Source organism: Mesorhizobium sp. PL10 (assembly GCF_053714315.1).
In genome coordinates this window covers 448,252-466,544 of the sequence record NZ_JBSKBR010000002.1, presented here as the reverse complement: position 1 = coordinate 466,544, position 18,293 = coordinate 448,252, and the positions used below count along the sequence as shown (strand labels likewise).

Sequence of the window (18,293 nt, the reverse complement as noted above, 5' to 3'; positions counted from 1 at the left end):
CGAAGCTGGGCGTGTGCCTATTGTCAGTTCGGCAAATAGGCACCGCTCCAGGAAATACTGGCGGCACCCGACTTCAGCATTCTGTCGATTTCAGCGTCGGTGTAGCCAACCGAAGCGAGTACGGCGCGCGTCGATGCGCCGTACTTCTCGGCGGATGCGGGAGCGTAGACCTTTCCCCGAGCCGGCCGGACGGCGAAAGGATCAAGCTGCGTCACCATATGACCGCTTGGGTGGCCCGGAAAGACCGAGAAAGAATAGCTGCCATATTCAATGCCGGGCTTCCCATCCGCCGTCCTTGCGCTGCGGCTTCGGATCGTCTCGATGTTCTCGCACAGCGATGCACCAATGTCGGCGTCGACCAGGCGCTGCCGCCAGGTTTCGGCTGGTTCGGTTAAAAACGCGCTGGCCAGATGGCCCTCCCGTTCGGGCTTCGGTATCGAAGCCAGTCCTCGCAGGCCTTCGACGGTGTCGAAGCGTGGCAGGTCGGCTTCGTCGGCGCAGAGCAGGATTGAGCCGCCGGACGCCGTTTCATAGAGCCTGGACAACACATCGAAGCCTTTTGTCTCGCGGCCAGCGGGTTCGTCGAACGGTTGGCGACCATCATAGTCGTAGCAGAACGGGATCTGCGCCAGACCCGTCAGCGCCGACAGCGACGTGCGTGGCCGGCCGACAATACCGGTCGTCGATTTCTGGTAAAGCGCTGCGGCCACGCCGAGAGCGGCGCCAAACCCGCACATGACATCGATGGTGCCGACATGGGCATGCTCTTCCGGCGTCTGCATCGATCCACCAAACCGAAGCATGATGCCGGTCGCCGCCTGAACCAGATCGTCGTAGCCGAGATAGTTGGTTCGAGGTCCGGCACGGACGCCGCTGAAGCAATCGAGCTGGCAGAAGATTGCCTGAGGATTGAGTGCTTTTAGCCCTTCGGGATCGAGGCCCATGATTTCGACCTGACGGTCGGTGGCATTCCAGATGACGACATCTACGGACTTGACCAGCCTTTCGAAGGCCCCACGCCCGTCCGCGCTTGCAATATCAAGCAGCGCCGACTTCTTGCCGCGCATGTGGGACATGCCAAAGATCACGGTGTTCCAGCAATCATAAAATGGCTTTGCCGGATCGACCTTGATCACCTCCGCGCCGAAGCGAGCGAGGTAAGCGGCTGAGTGCGGACCGGCAATGACGTTGCAGAGATCGAGGATTCTGATGCCGTCGAGCCAGCCAGCGGAGGCATCTGCGATAGGGTCGGGGAAGCGTGGGCGGGGTGTTTGTGCCAGCTTTGCCAGCGCCTCGGCCACGGTGACCCAGTTCCGCGGCCCCGGGCTCAGCATGGCTTCGCCGCTTTCCTGCAGCCACACCATCGGCCCCGGCTGGATCATGTGGCCCAGAATCGGATCCTCAACCTCGATCATCAGGCCAGCCGCCTTGGCATGATCGTCGGCGATCCATTCCTGCAGCCAGCGCTGCGGCGCACCGGGAAACAATCCCTCGCCGAAGATGCGCTCCCATTCCGCCGCCGGGCGCGTCAGGAAAACCTCCTTCATCCGCGCCGCAATCTTGTCGGCCCAGAATTTCGGCAAGGGATAGACGCCTAGCGACACGTCCGACGACCATTCTGAGACTGGAAGATAGGTGTCGTCTTCCTCGCGCAGCCCCTCGCCCACAAGCTCGTCGTAAAGGCCGAGCGTCTGCAGGCAGCGTTTGGCGTGATTTTTGTGGCTCGGGCACACGACGTAGAACATGCGACCGTCGCTGCACATGTAGCTGCGATAGAAAGGGTCGAGAAACTCCTGCAGATCGTCGTAGGACATGTCCATCGGCAGGCCTTGCCCACGGCGCCGCTCAATCTCTTGTTCGCGCTGCGTCTGGTAGCGAAGCGGATAGTTTTCGATCCTGATGGAGTTGTAGGACAGGCCCTCCATCACCGCGCAGGCGAGCGGCACCTCGATATGGTCGCCATGCCCGGTCCGTTGCCGGCTTTGCAGAGCCAGAACCGTGGCAGAGGACGCAAGCATGGTGCCATAGGCGGAGGCGAGCGGAAGTGGCGAGAAGGATGGATTGATCCCCATCAGCACCCGGTTCAGGCCCATGTCGGTGAAGACGCCGGACGAAGCGGCGATAACGGTCTCGAAGGCGCGCCAGTCGCGGCGCAGTTGATCGTTCGAGGCAAAGCCGGGGATCGACACCGTGATCAGTTCGGGGCGGGCCTTTCGCAGTGCTGTGAAGTCGATGCCGAGCCGGGCCAGCACGCCGGGCCGAAAATTCTCGATGACGATGTCTGCCTCGGCAACAAGTGCACTGGCCTGTTCCAGGCCGGCTGTGGTTTTCAGATCGATGGTGACGATCAGTTTGTTGCGGTTGAGGATCGCATTGGCGGGATTGTCCCAAAGCGAACCGGACGGCGGATCGACATGCACCACAGTTGCACCGAGGTCGCCAAGGATCATCGCCACCGCGGGGCCGGCGATATACTGCCCAAAATCGACGACCCTGATACCCGATAGCGGCAGAGCCGAACGAGAGATCGATGTCATATTGTGATCCTCCGGCGCTTTTCTTCAGTGGGCGCGCTGTCGCGCGTCGTCGATGATCCAGCGTGCTGCCTTTTCGGCGATCATCATTGTCGGGGCGCTGGTGTTGCCGCTGGTGATCGTCGGCATCACGCTGGCATCGACGACGCGCAGACCTTCGATGCCGCGCACAAGCAGCCGGCTGTCGAGGACAGCCATTGCGTCGTCCTTGCCGCCCATCCTGGCGGTGCCGACCGGATGGAAAATGGTGTTTGCGATGTCGCCGGCGAGTTTGGCCAGATCTTCGTCGCTCTGAAACTCGATGCCGGGTTTCCATTCGACGGGATTGTATCTCGCAAGGGCCGGCTGGGCGACGACCGACCTGATCTGCCGGATGCTATCGGCGGCGATCTTGCGGTCTTCCTCGGTACTCAAATAATTGGGTGCTATGGCAGGTGCTTCGCCACGCCGTCCGGAGCGGACCCGCACATTGCCGCGACTGGTCGGATTGAGGTTGCAGACACTGGCGGTAAAGGCCGGGACGGAATGCAGCGGTTCGCCGAAAGCATCGAGGCTGAGCGGCTGAACGTGATATTCGAGATTGGGGTGCGTCTGGCCGGGATCGGAGCGCGTGAACGCGCCGAGCTGCGACGGCGACATGCTCATCGGGCCGCTGCGCTTGACGGCATATTCCAGCCCGATCATCGCCTTGCCGAAGAGGCTGTTGGCGAGCGTGTTGAGCGTCCTGGCATTGGTGACCTTGAAGACGGTGCGGATTTGCAGATGGTCCTGCAGGTTTTCTCCGACGCCGGGAAGATCGAGTTCGACGTCGATGCCGGCACCCTTCAGATGGGCCGCCGGGCCGATGCCGGAGAGTTGCAATATCTGCGGCGAGCCGATGGCACCGGCGCACAGGATGACCTCGCCACTGGCCTCGACCGATAGCGGTTGGTTGCGTCTGTGGAGAGACAGCCCCGTGCATCGTTTGCGCCCATCCGGCGCGGTTTCGATGCGCAGCCTGTCTACTTCGGCTTCGGTCCAGACCGCCAGATTGCGGCGATGGCGGACCGGGCGCAGAAAGGCTTTCGAGGTGTTCCAGCGCCAGCCGGATTTCTGGTTGACCTCGAAGTAGCCGACACCTTCGTCATTGCTGCTGCTGAAGTCGGGAGAGCGAGGGATCCCCGCCTGCACCGCGGCATCGGTGAATGATTCCAGAATATCCCATTTCAGGCGCTGCCTTTCGATGCGCCACTCGCCGCCATGGCCATGCATGTCCGAGAAGCGGCTGTTGTCGCCGGTCACCGGGTCGGCGCCGCCGTCGAGTCGATGGTGATCCTCATGCGCCTTGAAGTCCGGCAGCGCGTTTTCCCATGACCACTCATTGTCGGCCGTCATGGCCGCCCAATGATCGTAGTCGCGCGACTGGCCGCGCATGTAGATCATGCCGTTGATCGACGAGCAGCCACCGAGGGTCTTGCCTCGGGGATAACGCAGTGACCGGCCGTTGAGGCCCGCCTCGGCCTCGGTTTTGTAGAGCCAGTCGGTACGCGGGTTGCCTATGCAGTAGAGGTAGCCCACCGGTATGTGGATCCAGGGGTAATTGTCCTTGCGGCCAGCCTCGATCAACAGGACCCGCTTGGCGGGATCATTGCTGAGGCGGTTGGCAAGCAGGCAGCCTGCGGAGCCGGCGCCGACGACAACATAGTCGAAAACCGCGGCAACCGGACGGTTCGTCTGCGGATTCATGGCTTGCGTTTCCCACGAAGAGCAATGAGCGGAGAGAAGTGACGGGTGGCGCGACCAGCGCGGCCAAAACCCCGCCATCTCTTATAATTCTGGCCAGCAATTACAGACATGAAAATCCTCCAATGCCTACATAGCGGCTATTCCTGTGGCAAATCCAATGATAAACGCGAGAAAGCATTATAAGGAATTTTTATATGCCTGATCACCTCGATCTGAGGCTGCTGACAGCCTTCGTCACCGTGGCGCAGGAAGGCAACGTGACCCGGGCGGCCGAATTGCTGCATCTGACCCAGCCCGCCATCAGCCTTCAACTCAAGCGCCTTTCTCTGGACCTTGGCGTGACATTGTTCCAGCGAACGGCGAGCGGACTTGAACTGACCCGCGACGGCGCGCTGCTCGCCGCCAAGGGCCAGCAGGTGTTGGCGCTGGCGGGCGAGTTCAGGCAGACCGCGAGGCATCTCAACGCACAACTGCGCGGCAAACTCAGGATCGGCACGATTATCGACCCTGAGTTCACTCGCCTTGGCGCGTTTCTGCAAGCTCTTGGCGAAAGTGGCCCAGGCATCGACACCGAACTTCGACAAGGCATGAGCGGCGAAGTTGCCATCCGGCTGAAGCGCAACGAGTTGGACGTCGGCTTTTTTCTCGGCGACCTCGATGATTTCGGCACCAGCACCACCACCATCGATGCCGAAGCCCAGTTCTTCATAAAGCCATTGTCGCGCCTGACCTATCGCGTCGTGGCGCCGCCTGCCTTCGCCGGCATGGTCGCAGGACGGGACTGGAAGGAGCTTGCCGAACTACCATGGATCGGTACGCCGCCGGCATCGGTCCACAACCGGCTGCTGGCAAGGCAACTGGGCAGCATCAGGCAAAACATCGTCGCTCTCGTCGATCAGGAATCCTCAATGCTGGCGATGGTTCGCACCGGCCTTGGGCTCAGCCTTTGCCGCGAATCCATCGCGCTTAACGAACGACAGGCAAACGGCATGGTCATCGCTGACAAAGTCAGACTGGAGACAAGTCTGGGTTTTGCCTGCCTGTTCCCAAGGCGATCCGATCCGAATGTTTCTCTCGCTTTCGATGTGATCGACCGCATCTGGCGCGGAGAAAATCACGGCAATTCCAGGAAAAGTGCGTAGCGATTTTCCGTCCGAAATTTCGTAAAAACAAAGAGTTATAGCGTTTGGGTGATTCTTATGCTGATCGCTAAAACGCTCTAGGTGCGGGATGGCGGCCCGCGGCTTCTGCCCGGGGCCGCAAGACACAGGTGCTCGCGCGCCTCCGCGTCCGGTGTCAGCACGACGATGTTGGCGTAGGCGGGATCCGGCAGTTCCGGCCATGAGCGGTCTCAAGCAACAGTTCTTCCCGACATCCGATCGCCCTGAAGTGCTGGTCGAGGTTCGCCTGCCGGAAGGCACCAGCATCGGTACGACGACCGCCACGGTCGAGAAACTGGAACACTGGCTTGGCGAGCAGCCGGAGGCCAAGATCGTTACGAGTTACATCGGTCAGGGCGCTTCGCGCTTTTTCTTCGCCATGGCGGCTCCGGGCTCGTGCTCGCCGCCGTCTGATCGGTGGCGTGGTAGGCCAGGATGGTGTCGATGACACGCGATCAGGATGCCCCCCCAGTCCAATAACAAGTCGCTTTTTCATGCCCATCGCCTTTTGTGAAAATAGATTGCATTCGTACTCTATAACTTATATAGATTATGAACGCAATCAAAAGGAGACCGATGATGCGTGTGACCCGCAGTCAGGCTGAGCAAAACCGGCAAACCGTAATCGACGTGGCAAGCCGGCTTTTTCGGGAGCGCGGATTTGATGGCATCGGCGTCAAGGATTTGATGGAGAGCGCCGGGCTGACCCAAGGGGGGTTCTACAAGCAGTTCGCGTCCAAGGACGACTTGGTCGCGCAGGCGTCCAGACGGGCATTGGAAAGCGCCGCGAACCGCTGGTCGGCCGCGGTCGCGGCGAGCCCTGAGGATCCGCTTGGCGCCGTGATCGATTTCTATCTCAGTACCGGGCATCGCGACGAAAAGAGGGACGGCTGCCCGGTGGTTGCGCTTGGCTCGGATGCTGCCAGGCAAGGTGCCGATGTGAAGGCGTCATTCGAGGCCGGCATCCGGGAATATCTCGGGATGCTAGGCTCATGGGTTGGCAAAGCCGGCGGCGAGGAGACCGGCGGTAAGGCCATGGCCGTTCTCTCGACAATGGTCGGTGCGGTCGTCCTTTCGCGCGCCGTCAATGATGCGGATCTCGCGAAGGCCTTTCTTGGTGCAGCGTCCGATCAAGTTCGCGAAGCCGTCGCGGCCTGAAAGCGCACGCAGCGCTCGCGACGCACCCAAGTGATAGGAGAATAGATGCGACGGATCGTTGTTACCGGCATGGGAGCGGTCACGCCCCTTGCCGCAGATGTGGAAGCATCCTGGTCGCGTCTCCTGGCCGGTCGCTCGGGCATCCGAAGGCTGACCGACGATGTGGTCGGAGACCTGCCGGCGAAGATCGGCGGCACGGTTCCTTCCCGGGAACAGGATCCCGAAGCCGGCTTCGATCCGAATGCCGTCCTGGCGCCGAAGGATCAGCGCAAGGTCGACCGCTTCATTCTCTTCGCACTGGCGGCAGCGGAAGAGGCGATTGCCCAGGCGAACTGGAAGCCTGTCTCGGAAGATGACAGGGGCCGCACCGCGACAATCATCGCCTCGGGGATTGGGGGGTTCCCGGCCATAACCGAAGCGGTGCGAACGGTCGATCAGCGGGGTGTTCGACGTCTTTCACCGTTCACGGTGCCATCCTTCCTGGTGAACCTGGCGGCAGGACAGATTTCGATCCGTCACGGCTTCAAAGGTCCGCTCGGCGCGCCGGTGACGGCGTGCGCGGCCGGCATTCAGGCGATCGGCGACGCGGCTCGTTTGATCCGCGCCAACGAGGCCGACATCGCGGTGTGCGGCGGAACGGAAGCCTGCATAAACATCGTCAGTCTCGGTGGGTTTGCCGCGGCACGCTCTCTTTCGACTTCGTTCAATCACCGTCCCGACGAGGCCTCCCGCCCGTTCGACATGTCGCGTGATGGCTTCGTCATGGGCGAAGGCGCTGGCATCCTGGTCATCGAGGCATTGAGCCATGCGCTTGCGCGCGGCGCCAAACCGCTGGCCGAGCTGGTCGGCTACGGCACGACGGCGGATGCCCACCACGTCACGTCCGGTCCCGAGGACGGCGACGGTGCGCGTCGAGCCATGGAGATCGCGATTGACCAGGCCGGTATTTCGGCGCGTGAGGTCCGCCACCTCAACGCACACGCGACCTCAACGCCGGTCGGCGACCTCGGAGAAATCGCGGCGATAAGAAGCGTCTTCGGGACGGATTTCGGCATAGCCGTCAGCGGAACGAAGTCGGCGACTGGACACCTGCTTGGAGCCGCCGGCGGGCTTGGAGCCATCTTCACGATTCTAGCGCTCAGGGATCAGGTCGCACCGCCGACGCTCAATCTGGGCGCCCCCGATCCAGCCGCCGAGGGGATCGACTTCGTCGCAAACCGCGCCCGGCCAATGGAGATGGACTACGCGATCTCCAATGGCTTCGGCTTTGGCGGCGTCAACGCCAGCGTGTTGTTCCGGCGCTGGACCGACAATGCTGACCGGCAGGATTTGGGCTACCCCGCCCGCGACTGAGGAGGAGCGCTCGCGCCAGCCGCCAGCGCCACCACGGCAGCTTCTGCCTCCGCAAGCCGGTTGAGATCCCAGCCGATGAACGTCGCCGCTTGTCTCAGCGGCCAGTTCCGAGGCAATCCCTGGTCCGTCCTCTACATCGGCGGTCGAGCACCAGTACGCGCGTGCCGGCTCGCGTCGGTGTCACCGCCTAGGTCCGGCCCGAGCGGCCTAAGGCCGCCGGTCAGAAGCACGACGCGATCGACGAGGACCTTCATTGCCACCTCCTACAGAACGCCGTGGGCTTCATCGATCGAGGTGTCCGCGACACGGCATGGTGGGCAGGCAGCAGGCTTGACGTCCACTGCCTCAAATCAGCCTGGCCGGCTAATGCTTTTCTATCGCCCCCTAGACAGGCTGCCTAGAATCCCGCGCACGATGGCGCGGCCGACCGATGAGCCGACGGAACGCACCACCGCCTTGATCGCGGCCTCGGCGACCGTCTGGCGGTTGGAGGGCCTCGGCGCCGGTGCACGGCGACCGCCCGATTGCGGCGGCGGCGGACCGTCATTGTCGAAGCCCGGAATGGTCCAGCGCGAGCGGCCGCTATCGGCCTGCTGCGCCTGCTCGTCCTGCGCATCCTTGGCTTTCTTCTGCAGCATCTCGAAAGCCGAATCGCGGTCGATGGTCTGGTCGTACTGGCCGGCGACCGGGCTCTGGTCGATCAGCTTGCGGCGCTCGTCCGCCGTGATCGGGCCAAGCCTGGACGACGGCGGCCGGATCAGCGTCCGCTGCACCATGGACGGCACGCCCTTGGCCTCCAGCGTCGAGACCAGCGCTTCGCCGGTGGCGAGTTGGGTGATCGCGGTGGCGCAATCGAAATCCGGGTTGGGCCGGAAGGTGTCGGCGGCCGTCCTCACCGCCTGCTGTTCGCGCGGCGTGTAGGCGCGCAACGCGTGCTGCACGCGATTCCCGAGCTGGGCGAGAACCTTCTCAGGGATATCCAAAGGATTCTGCGTGACGAAATAGACGCCGACGCCCTTGGAGCGGATCAAGCGAACCACCTGCTCGACGCGGTCGATCAGCACCTTCGGCGCTTCGTCGAAAAGCAGATGCGCCTCGTCGAAGAAGAACACCAGCTTCGGCCTGTCCGGGTCGCCGACCTCGGGCAATTCCTCGAACAGCTCCGACATCAGCCAGAGCAGGAAGGTGGCGTAGAGTCTGGGGTTCATCATCAGTCTGTCGGCAGCGAGCACGCTGATGGCGCCGCGGCCATCGCGGGTGGTGCGCATGATGTCGGCGATGCGCAAAGCCGGCTCGCCGAAGAAATGCGCCGCACCCTGCTGTTCCAGCACCAGCAGCGTGCGCTGGATGGCGCCGACGGACGGCTTGGTGACATTGCCATAACGGGAGCTTATCTCGTCGGCGCGCTCGGCGATGTTGGCCAGCAGCGCCTGCAGATCCTTCATGTCGAGCAGCAGCAGGCCGTCCTCGTCGGCGATGCGGAAGGCGATGTTCATGATGCCTTCCTGCGCTTCGGAGAGGTTCATCAGCCGCGACAGAAGCAGCGGCCCCATTTCCGAGACGGTGGCTCGTATCGGGTGGCCCTGCTCGCCGAACAGATCCCAGAAGATGACCGGGAATTCCTGGAAGTCGTAAGGATCAAGCTTGACCTGTTCGGCCCGTTTGACCAGGAAATCCTGCGCCTTGCCCATCATGGCGATGCCGGACAGGTCGCCCTTGATATCGGCGCAGAACACCGGCACGCCGGCATTGGAAAACCCCTCGGCCAGGATCTGCAGGCTGACCGTCTTGCCGGTGCCGGTGGCGCCGGTGATCAGCCCATGGCGGTTGCCATATTGCAGCAAGAGCTGCTCGGCGCGCTGATAGCCATCGTCGGGCCTGCGGCTGGCGCCGAGGAAAATGCCGGTCTCGTCAGCCATATGTCCGTGTCTCCGCAAACTGAGCTGTTAAAGCCAATGGCCTTGCCGCCGGTATAGTGAGGCCGTTGCGAAGCGACAATGCTATTCATCCAGATTGGCCATTCATCAAGATTGGGCCAATTGTCCAAATTGGACCAATCCTCCAAATCGGTTTTTGGAGCTTGCGGATTTTGCCGGTGTTTGGCAATCGTTCATGGTTCGTCCACGCAGGCACACATATGTCAGCCGGACCGAATTGGGTTCGTGCTGGCGCATTGCATTGCGATATCGGGCGGGGAACCGTAGACTGGAGTGCTGAGGCTGGTGCGGCCGCATAAAAGCGAGGAACATGGATGGGCGCCGGAGCCTTGACCAGGAGTGTCGAACCCGCTGATGCAGAGCGCCAGCGTTGGCTGGTCTTGGCCGAAAAAGCGCTCGCCGGCGCCTCCTTCGAGGACAAACTGGTCTCGCATACCGACGACCCCATTCGCATAGAGCCGCTCTACGACCGCGCCGCTGGCGCCGAACCGCTTGTTCGCGCCAATCCCAGATCGCCCTGGATCGTAAGCCAGCGCGTCGATGATCCCGATATCGGCCGTGCCAAGGCGCAGGCTCTCGACGATGTTGCGCAAGGCGCAACGGGATTGTCGCTGGTCTTCGAAGGCGCCCCGAATGCGTTCGGCTATGGCCTGCCGAGGACCGCGCAGGCGCTGGAGACGGTGCTGGACGGCATACCGCTCAACCGCACGCAGATCCGCATCGACGCCCATCCCTGGAGCCGCGCCGTCGCCGACTGGCTGGTGGCGTTCCTGAGCAAGCGCCGCTCCGACCCCACGAAGCTCAATCTCTCCTTCGGCATCGATCCGGCGGCGATCTTTGCGGGAACCGGCCGGCTGCGGATGTCGATCGAGGCGTTGCAGGCATCGATGCCGCAATCGCTGGCGCATTTCTTTTCGCTGGGCGTGCCAGGCGTGCTGCTCGAGGCCGACGGGCGAGTGTTCCACAATGCCGGCGCCACCGAGGCGCAGGAACTCGGCACCATGCTTGCCTCCGCGGTCTCCTATCTCAGGATGTTCGAGGACGCGCGCCAGCCGCTTGTCTATGCCGCGCCGCATATCGGCTTTGCGCTGAGCGTCGACCAGGACCAGTTTCTGTCGACGGCCAAGCTCAGGGCCTTGCGCAGGCTGTGGGCGCGAATCCAGGAGACGTGCTCGATCCCTGCCTCCACCGCCAACATCCATGCCGAGACGTCGTTCCGCATGATGACGGCAGCCGACCCCGAGACTAATATTCTACGCACTGCGATCGCAGGCTTTGCCGCGGCCGCCGGCGGCGCCGATTCGATCTCCATCCTGCCGCATACGATCGCTCATGGCCTGCCGGCACCGTTTGCCCGCCGTGTCGCCCGCAACGCACAGCTGATCATGGCCAATGAAAGCCATATCGACCACGTCGCCGACCCCGCCTATGGCTCGGGCGCGGTCGAGGCGCTGACGCTGGGCCTTTGCGAAGCGGCGTGGGAAGAATTCCAGAGGATCGAGGCGGAAGGCGGCGTCCTGGTGAGCCTGCAGCAAGGCCATATCCAGAAGCGCGTCAAGGCGGCATCCGAGCGCCGCGCCGAGGCCTACCGGTCGGGTGAGCGGGCAATCATCGGCACCACGCTTTACCCTGCGAAAAGCGAGGTCCCGGTCGAGACGCTGGCGGCCGAGCGGCGGCCTCCCTTCACCGAGGGCGTGGCGGTTTGCGAAGCCCTGTTTCCGGTTCGCATCGACCAGTCAATCGGAGCCGCACCGTGATCCCGGATTTCTCAGAGATCGGCTGGTCGGCGCCACGGCGCGCGCCCGTCGAGGTCAAGGGCCAGCGGCTGACACCGGAAGGCATTGCCGTCAAGCATCTCTACACGCAGGGCGACCTCAAGGGGCTCACCCATCTCGACACCTATCCCGGCATGCCGCCCTTCGTGCGCGGGCCTTACCCCACAATGTATGTCCAGCAGCCCTGGACCATCCGGCAATATGCCGGCTTCTCGACGGCGGAGGAATCCAACGCCTTCTACCGCCGCAATCTCGCCGCCGGCCAGAAGGGCCTGTCGGTCGCCTTCGATCTGCCCACCCATCGCGGCTATGACAGCGACCACCCGCGCGTATCAGGCGATGTCGGCATGGCGGGCGTGGCCATCGATTCCATCCTCGACATGCGGCAATTGTTCGACGGCATCCCGCTCGGCGAAATGACGGTGTCGATGACCATGAACGGCGCCGTGCTGCCGATCATGGCGCTCTACATCGTGGCGGCGGAAGAACAGGGCGTTGCGCAGAAGGATCTCGCCGGCACCATCCAGAACGATATCCTGAAGGAGTTCATGGTCCGCAACACCTACATCTATCCGCCGAAACCTTCGATGCGGATCGTGTCGGACATCTTCTCCTACACCTCCCAGCACATGCCGAAGTTCAATTCGATCTCGATCTCCGGCTATCACATGCAGGAGGCAGGTGCGACGGCGGACCTGGAACTCGCCTACACCATAGCCGACGGCATCGAATATGCCCGCGCCGGCGTCGCCGCCGGGCTCGATATCGACCGGTTTGCACCGCGGCTTTCCTTCTTCTGGGCGATCGGCATGAACTTCTTCATGGAGGTCGCCAAGCTCCGCGCCGCGCGCCTGTTGTGGGCGACCCTGATGCAGAAGAATTTTGCGCCGAAGGACGAACGCTCGCTGTCGCTGCGCACCCATTGCCAGACCTCCGGCTGGTCGCTGACGGCGCAGGACCCCTACAACAACATCACCCGCACAATGATCGAGGCGATGGCGGCGACGCAGGGACATACGCAGTCGCTGCATACCAATTCCTTCGACGAGGCGATGGCGCTGCCGACCGACCATTCCGCCCGCGTCGCCCGAAACACGCAGCTGATCCTGCAAAAGGAATCAGGCACCACCCGCATCATCGATCCATGGGGCGGCTCGGCCTATCTGGAGCGGCTGACGCATGATCTTGCGGCGCGCGCGCTTGCTCACATCGAAGAGGTCGAGGCCCTCGGCGGCATGGCGGCGGCGACCGAGCAGGGCATCCCGAAACTGCGCATCGAAGAGGCGGCGGCGCGCACGCAGGCGCGCATCGATTCCGGCGAACAGATGCTGGTCGGCGTCAACGCGCACCGCCCCGACAACGACATCAAGGTCGACGTGCTTAAGATCGACAATGCCGAGGTCAAGGCCCGGCAATTGTCGAAGCTGCAAAACCTCAAAGGCACGCGCAATGTCGGCGCGGCCGAGAGCGCGCTCGATGCGCTGACCCGCGCCGCGCAGGGTAACGAAAACCTGCTGGAATTCGCCATCCGCGCCGCGCGCGCCAACGCCACGGTTGGCGAGATCTCGCTGGCGCTGGAAAAGGTCTTTGGCCGTCACGTCGCCTCGGTGCAGACGATCTCCGGCGTCTATCGTAACGCGCTTGGCGACAATCTGACGGTCGACAGGCTGCTGGAGAAGCTCGAAGCCTTCGAGAAGAAGTCCGGCGGCAAGCCGCGCATCTTGGTCGCCAAGATGGGACAGGACGGCCACGACCGCGGCCAGAAGGTCATCGCCACAGCCTTCGCCGATCTCGGTTTCGACGTCACCGTCGGCGCAATGTTCCAGACGCCGGAAGAGATCGCCAAGCTGGCGGTCGCGCAGGACGTCCATATCATCGGCGCTTCGTCGCTGGCGGCGGGCCACTTGACGCTGATCCCTGAACTGCGCGATACGCTGAAGAAACTCGGCCACGCCGACATACTGATCGTCGCCGGCGGCGTCATCCCGCCGCAGGATTACGACGCGGTGCTGGAAGCGGGTGCTGCAGAGATATTTCCGCCGGGCACGGTTATCCCGGATGCGGCGGAGCGGTTGCTGGATCGTTTGCTGGCGGGTTGAACCAAAGACCGCTTTTCTGCCACGCAAAGTTGTGGTACAGTGGCGAATGCAATCAAAAGCCGTGAAAACTGCTATCCACAGGCTCCATGACGGATCAGGCGCGTTGATCTTGCGGCGAGAAATTCTCGACGGCCTGAAACTGCAATTGGGCGATCAACTCGAGATCATCGAAACCGGTAGCGGCATTGTTCTGACGCCGGTGGAAAGTACCGATGTGGAACGGCAGATGCGTACCGCCAGCGCCACCATAGATGAATACGAGGCTGAACTGCAAAAGCTGGCAGTGTAGCTCCTGACGGCCGGCATCAGTTGTCCGACAGCTTGACGATTTCCCATTCCTTGCCGTTGACGCTTGCCACGTCGCCGACCTTCTTGCCGAACAGCGCCACCGCCATTGGCGAGACGTGGGAAATGCTGCCCTTTGACGGATCGGCTTCATCCTCGCCGACGATCTTCCAGTGCACCTTCTTGCCGTCATCGCTTTCCAGCGTGACGCCCATGCCGAAACGCACCTGGTCGCTGCCCGGTTCGGGCACGGAAAGCTCGGCACTTTCGCGGCGCGCGGTCCAGTAGCGCAGGTCGCGCGAGACGACGGCAATACGCTCGCGATCGGCTTTTCGCTCGGCTTTGGCCAGTATGTCGCGCAGATCGGCAAGATTTTCCTCAATCTGCGCCAGCCCGCGCTCCGTGACCAGATTGCGGTGCGGGCTGATCGGCCGCTCGCCAATGCCGGCAATGGCGTTTTCGCTGTCTTCCTCGCGGGTAAAAGCTCGGCTCATCGGATAAGCTTAGGCCCGCTTCGGCGACTGTACAAGCCACTTGCCGAGCCCGGTCATTGGCCGGACTATGGCCGGGCGAACACCTCTGCGGCTGGCATGATTCCTGCGGTTAGCCGGGCGATCGCAAGGGATGTGCCGATGTTGAACAGACGAGCGCTGCTGAAGGGAACGGCTGGCTTTGCCGTGCTCGGTCTTTCGCTGGGCAAGGCCTCGGCAAAGACGGCAACGCGTGGCTCGATCGACGCCACGGAGCTTGGCGTGCAGCCGGACGCAGCGGACGACCAGAGCAAGCCCTTTACCAGGATGCTTGCCGAGGCCAGCGAGCGCAACATGCCAGTGTTCCTGCCGCCCGGAAACTATGTGGTATCCAACCTGACCTTGCCCGCCCGTGTCAGGCTCTCCGGCGTGCCTGGCGCCTCGCGCATTCTTTATGGCGGCAACGGCCATATGCTGACGGCCGAACAGGCAGAGCATATCGAACTCACCGGGCTGGTCTTCGACGGTGCCAACAACTGGCTGGCCGATGACGCGCAGGGTCTGGTCGATCTGCGTCGCGTCGCTCATCTCGTCATCGACAATTGCCAGATTACAGGCAGCAGCAAGCACGGCGTGGCGCTCGAGCATGCGGCGGGCCGCGTCGAGCGTTCCGAAGTAAGGGGGGCAGCTGACGCCGGCATTTATTCCGTCGAGGCGGCCGGTCTGGCGATATCGGACAATACCGTGTCCGACTGCGGCAATGGCGGAATCCTCGTGCATCGCTGGCAGCAGGCCGAAGACGGCACCGTCGTCAGCGGCAACCGTGTCCAGCGGATCGGTGCGCGCAGCGGCGGCACGGGCCAGAACGGCAACGGCATCAACGCCTTCCGCGCCGGCAATGTCTCCATTACCGGCAACATCGTCTCCGACTGCGCCTTTTCGGCGATCCGCGCCAACAGCTCCAGCAATCTGCAGGTGACCGGCAACACCTGCTCGCGCTCAGGCGAAACCGCGCTCTATTCCGAATTCTCCTTCGAAGGCGCCATCATCGGCAACAACATCGTCGATGGTGCGGCCAACGGCATTTCGATCGTCAATTTCAACGAGGGCGGCCGCATGGGCGTGTGCTCGAACAACATCGTGCGCAATCTCTCGACCACGGGCCCCTACCCCGCCGATGCGCCGGGCTTCGGCGTCGGTATCAGCGTCGAGGCCGACACCACCGTCTCGGGCAACGTCATCGAGAACGCGCCGCTCTACGGCATGCAGATCGGCTGGGGCGCCTACCTGCGCAATGTGGTTGCGACGGGAAACATCATCCGCAAGGCTGGGACCGGTATTGCCGTGACGGTCGTTGAGGGCGCGGGAAATGCCATCATTTCCGATAATGTTATCGACGGTGCCAGGAACGGCGCCATCATCGGTCAGCGCTGGGCCGAACCGGCGACCGGCGACCTCGCCCGGACAAGCGATACCGGCAATGTGCATCTGACGGTCGAGCGAAACCGCGTCAGCTAAGCGCCGCAGTCGGGCGTAGCGAGCCGACTTTGGCGCCGATGCGGCTTTCGATTGCTGGATTGGTCTGCTCCAGCAGATTTGCCGCCAGCGCCTCGTCGGTGCTGAGAAGTTTTGCCAGCACCGCTGCGATCATGACCTCGGCGGCGCGGCCGGCGCCATCATCGCATTTCAACGCAATGCCGAGGCCAAGCTCCGGAACGGCGGCGCAATAGACGCCCTCGGCGCCGGTCTTGACGAAGATGCGGCCGGGCGCGGCCTGCATCAGCGCGACGTCCGCCTTGCCGGTGCCGGCAACCAGGAAAGGTTCGGCCATGCAGGCCGTGAGCAGGCGCTTGGCTGCCTTGGCGCGCCGAGGCGCAAAACCGCTGCCCGTCGCCATGCGGGCAAAGCCCAGCGCGAAGCTTTTCAACGGAACGGCGTAGGTCGGGATCGAGCAGCCATCGATGGCCCGGTCATTGGCATCGTGGGCAGCGCCGGTCACCGCCTGCATGGCGTCTCGTACCATCTCCTGAAAGGGGTGGCCGGCCTTGACGTAGCCCTGATGGGCAATCCCCGAGTGCACACAGGTGCAGAGAAAGCCGGAATGCTTGCCGGAACAATTGTTGTGCAGCGCATTTGGCGAGCCGCCTGCGCGCGCCAGTGCAATCTCCGCACCATGGCTGGAAGGCCAGTGCGCGCCGCATTCCAGTGCAGATTTGTCGAGGCCGGCCTTGGCCAGCATCGCCTGCGCCAGTTCGACATGCGAGGGCTCGCCCGAATGCGAGGCACAGGCCAGCGCCAGTTCGCGGTCGCCGAAGCCGTACGCATCGGCAGCACCCGTTTCGACCAAAGGCAGTGCCTGGATCGCCTTGACCGCGGAGCGCGGAAACACCGGGCGCGCCGTATCGCCGATCTCCAGGACAGGCTTGCCGTCGCCATCGAAGACAGCCACAGCGCCGCGATGGGCGCTCTCGACGATCGCGCCGCGCAAGACTTCGACCAGAACCGGATTCGACATGTCACCTCCCGCAAATGCAGGGCGGTTTATCTGATCCGATCGAGAATGGAAACGTAGTTGGCGACGGCAGCGCCGCCCATGTTGAAGATGCCGCCGAGCTTGGCGCCGGGCACCTGGATGCCGCCGGCCTCGCCGGTCAATTGCATGGCGGACAGCACATGCATCGACACGCCGGTGGCGCCGATCGGGTGGCCCTTGGCCTTCAGCCCACCAGATGGATTGACCGGCAGCCGGCCGTCCTTGGCGGTCGTGCCGTCCAGCGCCAGTTTTGCGCCTTCGCCGGGCTTGGCCAGGCCCATCGCCTCATATTCGATCAGTTCGGCGATGGTGAAACAGTCATGCGTCTCGATGAAAGAGAGATCGTCGAGCGTCACGCCGGCCTTTTTCAGCGCCTGGTTCCAGGCCTGCTCGCAGCCTTCGAACGACAGAATGTCGCGCTTCGACATCGGCAGGAAATCCTGAACATGCTCGTTGGCGCGGAAGGCGACGGCGCGGCGCATCTTCAGCGCCGTCGACGTGTCGGCCAGCACGAGGGCAGCGGCACCATCGGAGACCAGCGAGCAGTCGGTGCGCTTGAGCGGACCGGCGACGAAGGGGTTCTTCTCGCTTTCCTGGCGGCAGAACTCATAGCCGAAATCCTTGCGCATCTGCGCATAGGGATTGTCGACGCCGTTCTTGTGGTTCTTGGCGGCAATCATGGCCAACGCATCCGACTGGTCGCCATAGCGCTGGAAATAGGCCTGCGCGATCTTGCCGAAGACGCCGGCAAAGCCAGCCGGGGTGTCGCCCTCCTCCGGCAGGTAGGACGCCTTGAGCAGGTTCTTGCCGATCTCGGGGCCGGGCGTCGTCGTCATCTGCTCGGCGCCGACCACCAGCACGATGCGCGCTGCATTGGCATCGATGGCGCGGATGCCTTGGCGGACCGCGGCGGAGCCGGTGGCGCAGGCATTCTCGACCCTGGTCGCCGGCTTGAAGCGCAGCCGGTCGTCGGCCTGCAGCACCAGGCTAGCGGTGAAATCCTGCGGGGAAAAGCCGGCGTTGAAGTGGCCGAGCACGATCTCGTCGACCTCATCCGGGCCGATGCCGGCATGGTCCAGCGCGTCGACCGCGACCTTGGTGATCAGCCCTTCCAGCGTCTCGCCTTCGAGCTTGCCGAAGCGCGAATGCGCCCAGCCAACGATGCATGCGGTCATGGCGGTCTCCATCCTTGGCGCCAGCCTAACATGGGCTCATATGGCGCACTTCGCCTTTATTGTTCAAATATAAACAATCCCTCCCACGT

Annotated in this window: 13 protein-coding genes and 1 pseudogene; 8 read left to right on the top strand and 6 right to left on the bottom strand. The window is 63.1% G+C overall.

Going from position 1 to position 18,293, the window contains the following annotated elements:
- Window positions 1–23 precede the first annotated feature (23 nt).
- A complete protein-coding gene (locus ACWGTO_RS05790; protein ID WP_454573895.1) occupies window positions 24–2,537 on the bottom strand; it encodes a CoA transferase in 2,514 nt (837 codons plus the stop codon).
- A 24-nt stretch (window positions 2,538–2,561) separates the two neighbouring features.
- Entirely contained in the window at window positions 2,562–4,259 is a 1,698-nt protein-coding gene (locus tag ACWGTO_RS05785; protein ID WP_454573894.1) for a GMC family oxidoreductase, read from the bottom strand.
- 194 nt (window positions 4,260–4,453) lie between these two features.
- Here ACWGTO_RS05785 and ACWGTO_RS05780 point away from each other — a divergent pair, with 194 nt between their 5' ends.
- From ACWGTO_RS05780 to fabF, 4 genes and pseudogenes are all read left to right on the top strand, one after another.
- Complete coding sequence (locus ACWGTO_RS05780; protein WP_454573893.1) at window positions 4,454–5,401, top strand: LysR family transcriptional regulator; 948 nt, start codon at window positions 4,454–4,456, stop codon at window positions 5,399–5,401.
- A 187-nt stretch (window positions 5,402–5,588) separates the two neighbouring features.
- Window positions 5,589–5,804 (top strand): annotated as a pseudogene (locus ACWGTO_RS05775) (hypothetical protein); the annotation flags it as partial.
- Window positions 5,805–5,998: 194 nt separating this feature from the next.
- The gene (locus ACWGTO_RS05770; RefSeq protein WP_454573892.1) at window positions 5,999–6,577 is read left to right on the top strand and encodes a TetR/AcrR family transcriptional regulator; all 579 of its coding nucleotides are present in this window, start codon (window positions 5,999–6,001) and stop codon (window positions 6,575–6,577) included.
- A 45-nt stretch (window positions 6,578–6,622) separates the two neighbouring features.
- Window positions 6,623–7,930 carry a beta-ketoacyl-ACP synthase II gene (fabF, locus tag ACWGTO_RS05765; protein ID WP_454573891.1) on the top strand — a complete coding sequence of 436 codons (1,308 nt, stop codon included), beginning with the start codon at window positions 6,623–6,625 and terminating at the stop codon, window positions 7,928–7,930.
- Between the two features lie 374 nt (window positions 7,931–8,304).
- On the opposite strand, the gene ACWGTO_RS05760 is transcribed toward fabF, so the two are convergent.
- Entirely contained in the window at window positions 8,305–9,849 is a 1,545-nt protein-coding gene (locus tag ACWGTO_RS05760; protein WP_454573890.1) for a helicase HerA-like C-terminal domain-containing protein, read from the bottom strand.
- Window positions 9,850–10,181: 332 nt separating this feature from the next.
- Between ACWGTO_RS05760 and ACWGTO_RS05755 the strand changes: the two genes are divergently transcribed.
- The 3 genes from ACWGTO_RS05755 to ACWGTO_RS05745 are packed head-to-tail and all read left to right on the top strand — an operon-like array spanning window position 10,182 to window position 14,030.
- Window positions 10,182–11,624, top strand: coding sequence for a methylmalonyl-CoA mutase subunit beta (locus ACWGTO_RS05755; protein WP_454573889.1), 1,443 nt, complete (start codon window positions 10,182–10,184; stop codon window positions 11,622–11,624).
- Window positions 11,621–13,741 carry a methylmalonyl-CoA mutase gene (gene scpA, locus ACWGTO_RS05750; RefSeq protein ID WP_454573888.1) on the top strand — a complete coding sequence of 707 codons (2,121 nt, stop codon included), beginning with the start codon at window positions 11,621–11,623 and terminating at the stop codon, window positions 13,739–13,741. The genes ACWGTO_RS05755 and scpA overlap by 4 nt, the downstream gene beginning before the upstream one ends.
- A gap of 46 nt (window positions 13,742–13,787) precedes the next feature.
- Entirely contained in the window at window positions 13,788–14,030 is a 243-nt protein-coding gene (locus ACWGTO_RS05745; RefSeq protein ID WP_454573887.1) for an AbrB/MazE/SpoVT family DNA-binding domain-containing protein, read from the top strand.
- A gap of 16 nt (window positions 14,031–14,046) precedes the next feature.
- Here ACWGTO_RS05745 and greA read toward each other — a convergent pair whose 3' ends face one another.
- Complete coding sequence (gene greA, locus ACWGTO_RS05740; protein ID WP_454573886.1) at window positions 14,047–14,520, bottom strand: transcription elongation factor GreA; 474 nt, start codon at window positions 14,518–14,520, stop codon at window positions 14,047–14,049.
- Window positions 14,521–14,658: 138 nt separating this feature from the next.
- Between greA and ACWGTO_RS05735 the strand changes: the two genes are divergently transcribed.
- Window positions 14,659–16,014 carry a TIGR03808 family TAT-translocated repetitive protein gene (locus ACWGTO_RS05735; protein ID WP_454573885.1) on the top strand — a complete coding sequence of 452 codons (1,356 nt, stop codon included), beginning with the start codon at window positions 14,659–14,661 and terminating at the stop codon, window positions 16,012–16,014.
- Here ACWGTO_RS05735 and ACWGTO_RS05730 read toward each other — a convergent pair.
- Both ACWGTO_RS05730 and ACWGTO_RS05725 read right to left on the bottom strand, forming a co-directional pair.
- On the bottom strand, window positions 16,007–17,011 hold the full coding sequence (locus ACWGTO_RS05730; protein ID WP_454573884.1) for an asparaginase: 1,005 nt from the start codon (window positions 17,009–17,011) through the stop codon (window positions 16,007–16,009). The two genes, ACWGTO_RS05735 and ACWGTO_RS05730, sit on opposite strands and share 8 nt — an antisense overlap.
- A gap of 26 nt (window positions 17,012–17,037) precedes the next feature.
- Entirely contained in the window at window positions 17,038–18,204 is a 1,167-nt protein-coding gene (locus tag ACWGTO_RS05725) for an acetyl-CoA acetyltransferase (RefSeq protein ID WP_454573883.1), read from the bottom strand.
- Between the last annotated feature and the right edge of the window lie 89 nt (window positions 18,205–18,293).

Coding starts and splice junctions, on each gene's coding strand:
- ACWGTO_RS05785 (WP_454573894.1), bottom strand. CDS start 4,259: ATGAATCCGCAGACGAACCGTCCGGTTGCCGCGGTTTTCGACTATGTT.
- ACWGTO_RS05790 (WP_454573895.1), bottom strand. CDS start 2,537: ATGACATCGATCTCTCGTTCGGCTCTGCCGCTATCGGGTATCAGGGTC.
- ACWGTO_RS05780 (WP_454573893.1), top strand. CDS start 4,454: ATGCCTGATCACCTCGATCTGAGGCTGCTGACAGCCTTCGTCACCGTG.
- ACWGTO_RS05760 (WP_454573890.1), bottom strand. CDS start 9,849: ATGGCTGACGAGACCGGCATTTTCCTCGGCGCCAGCCGCAGGCCCGAC.
- ACWGTO_RS05730 (WP_454573884.1), bottom strand. CDS start 17,011: ATGTCGAATCCGGTTCTGGTCGAAGTCTTGCGCGGCGCGATCGTCGAG.
- ACWGTO_RS05755 (WP_454573889.1), top strand. CDS start 10,182: ATGGGCGCCGGAGCCTTGACCAGGAGTGTCGAACCCGCTGATGCAGAG.
- ACWGTO_RS05770 (WP_454573892.1), top strand. CDS start 5,999: ATGCGTGTGACCCGCAGTCAGGCTGAGCAAAACCGGCAAACCGTAATC.
- greA (WP_454573886.1), bottom strand. CDS start 14,520: ATGAGCCGAGCTTTTACCCGCGAGGAAGACAGCGAAAACGCCATTGCC.
- ACWGTO_RS05745 (WP_454573887.1), top strand. CDS start 13,788: ATGCAATCAAAAGCCGTGAAAACTGCTATCCACAGGCTCCATGACGGA.
- ACWGTO_RS05735 (WP_454573885.1), top strand. CDS start 14,659: ATGTTGAACAGACGAGCGCTGCTGAAGGGAACGGCTGGCTTTGCCGTG.
- ACWGTO_RS05725 (WP_454573883.1), bottom strand. CDS start 18,204: ATGACCGCATGCATCGTTGGCTGGGCGCATTCGCGCTTCGGCAAGCTC.
- fabF (WP_454573891.1), top strand. CDS start 6,623: ATGCGACGGATCGTTGTTACCGGCATGGGAGCGGTCACGCCCCTTGCC.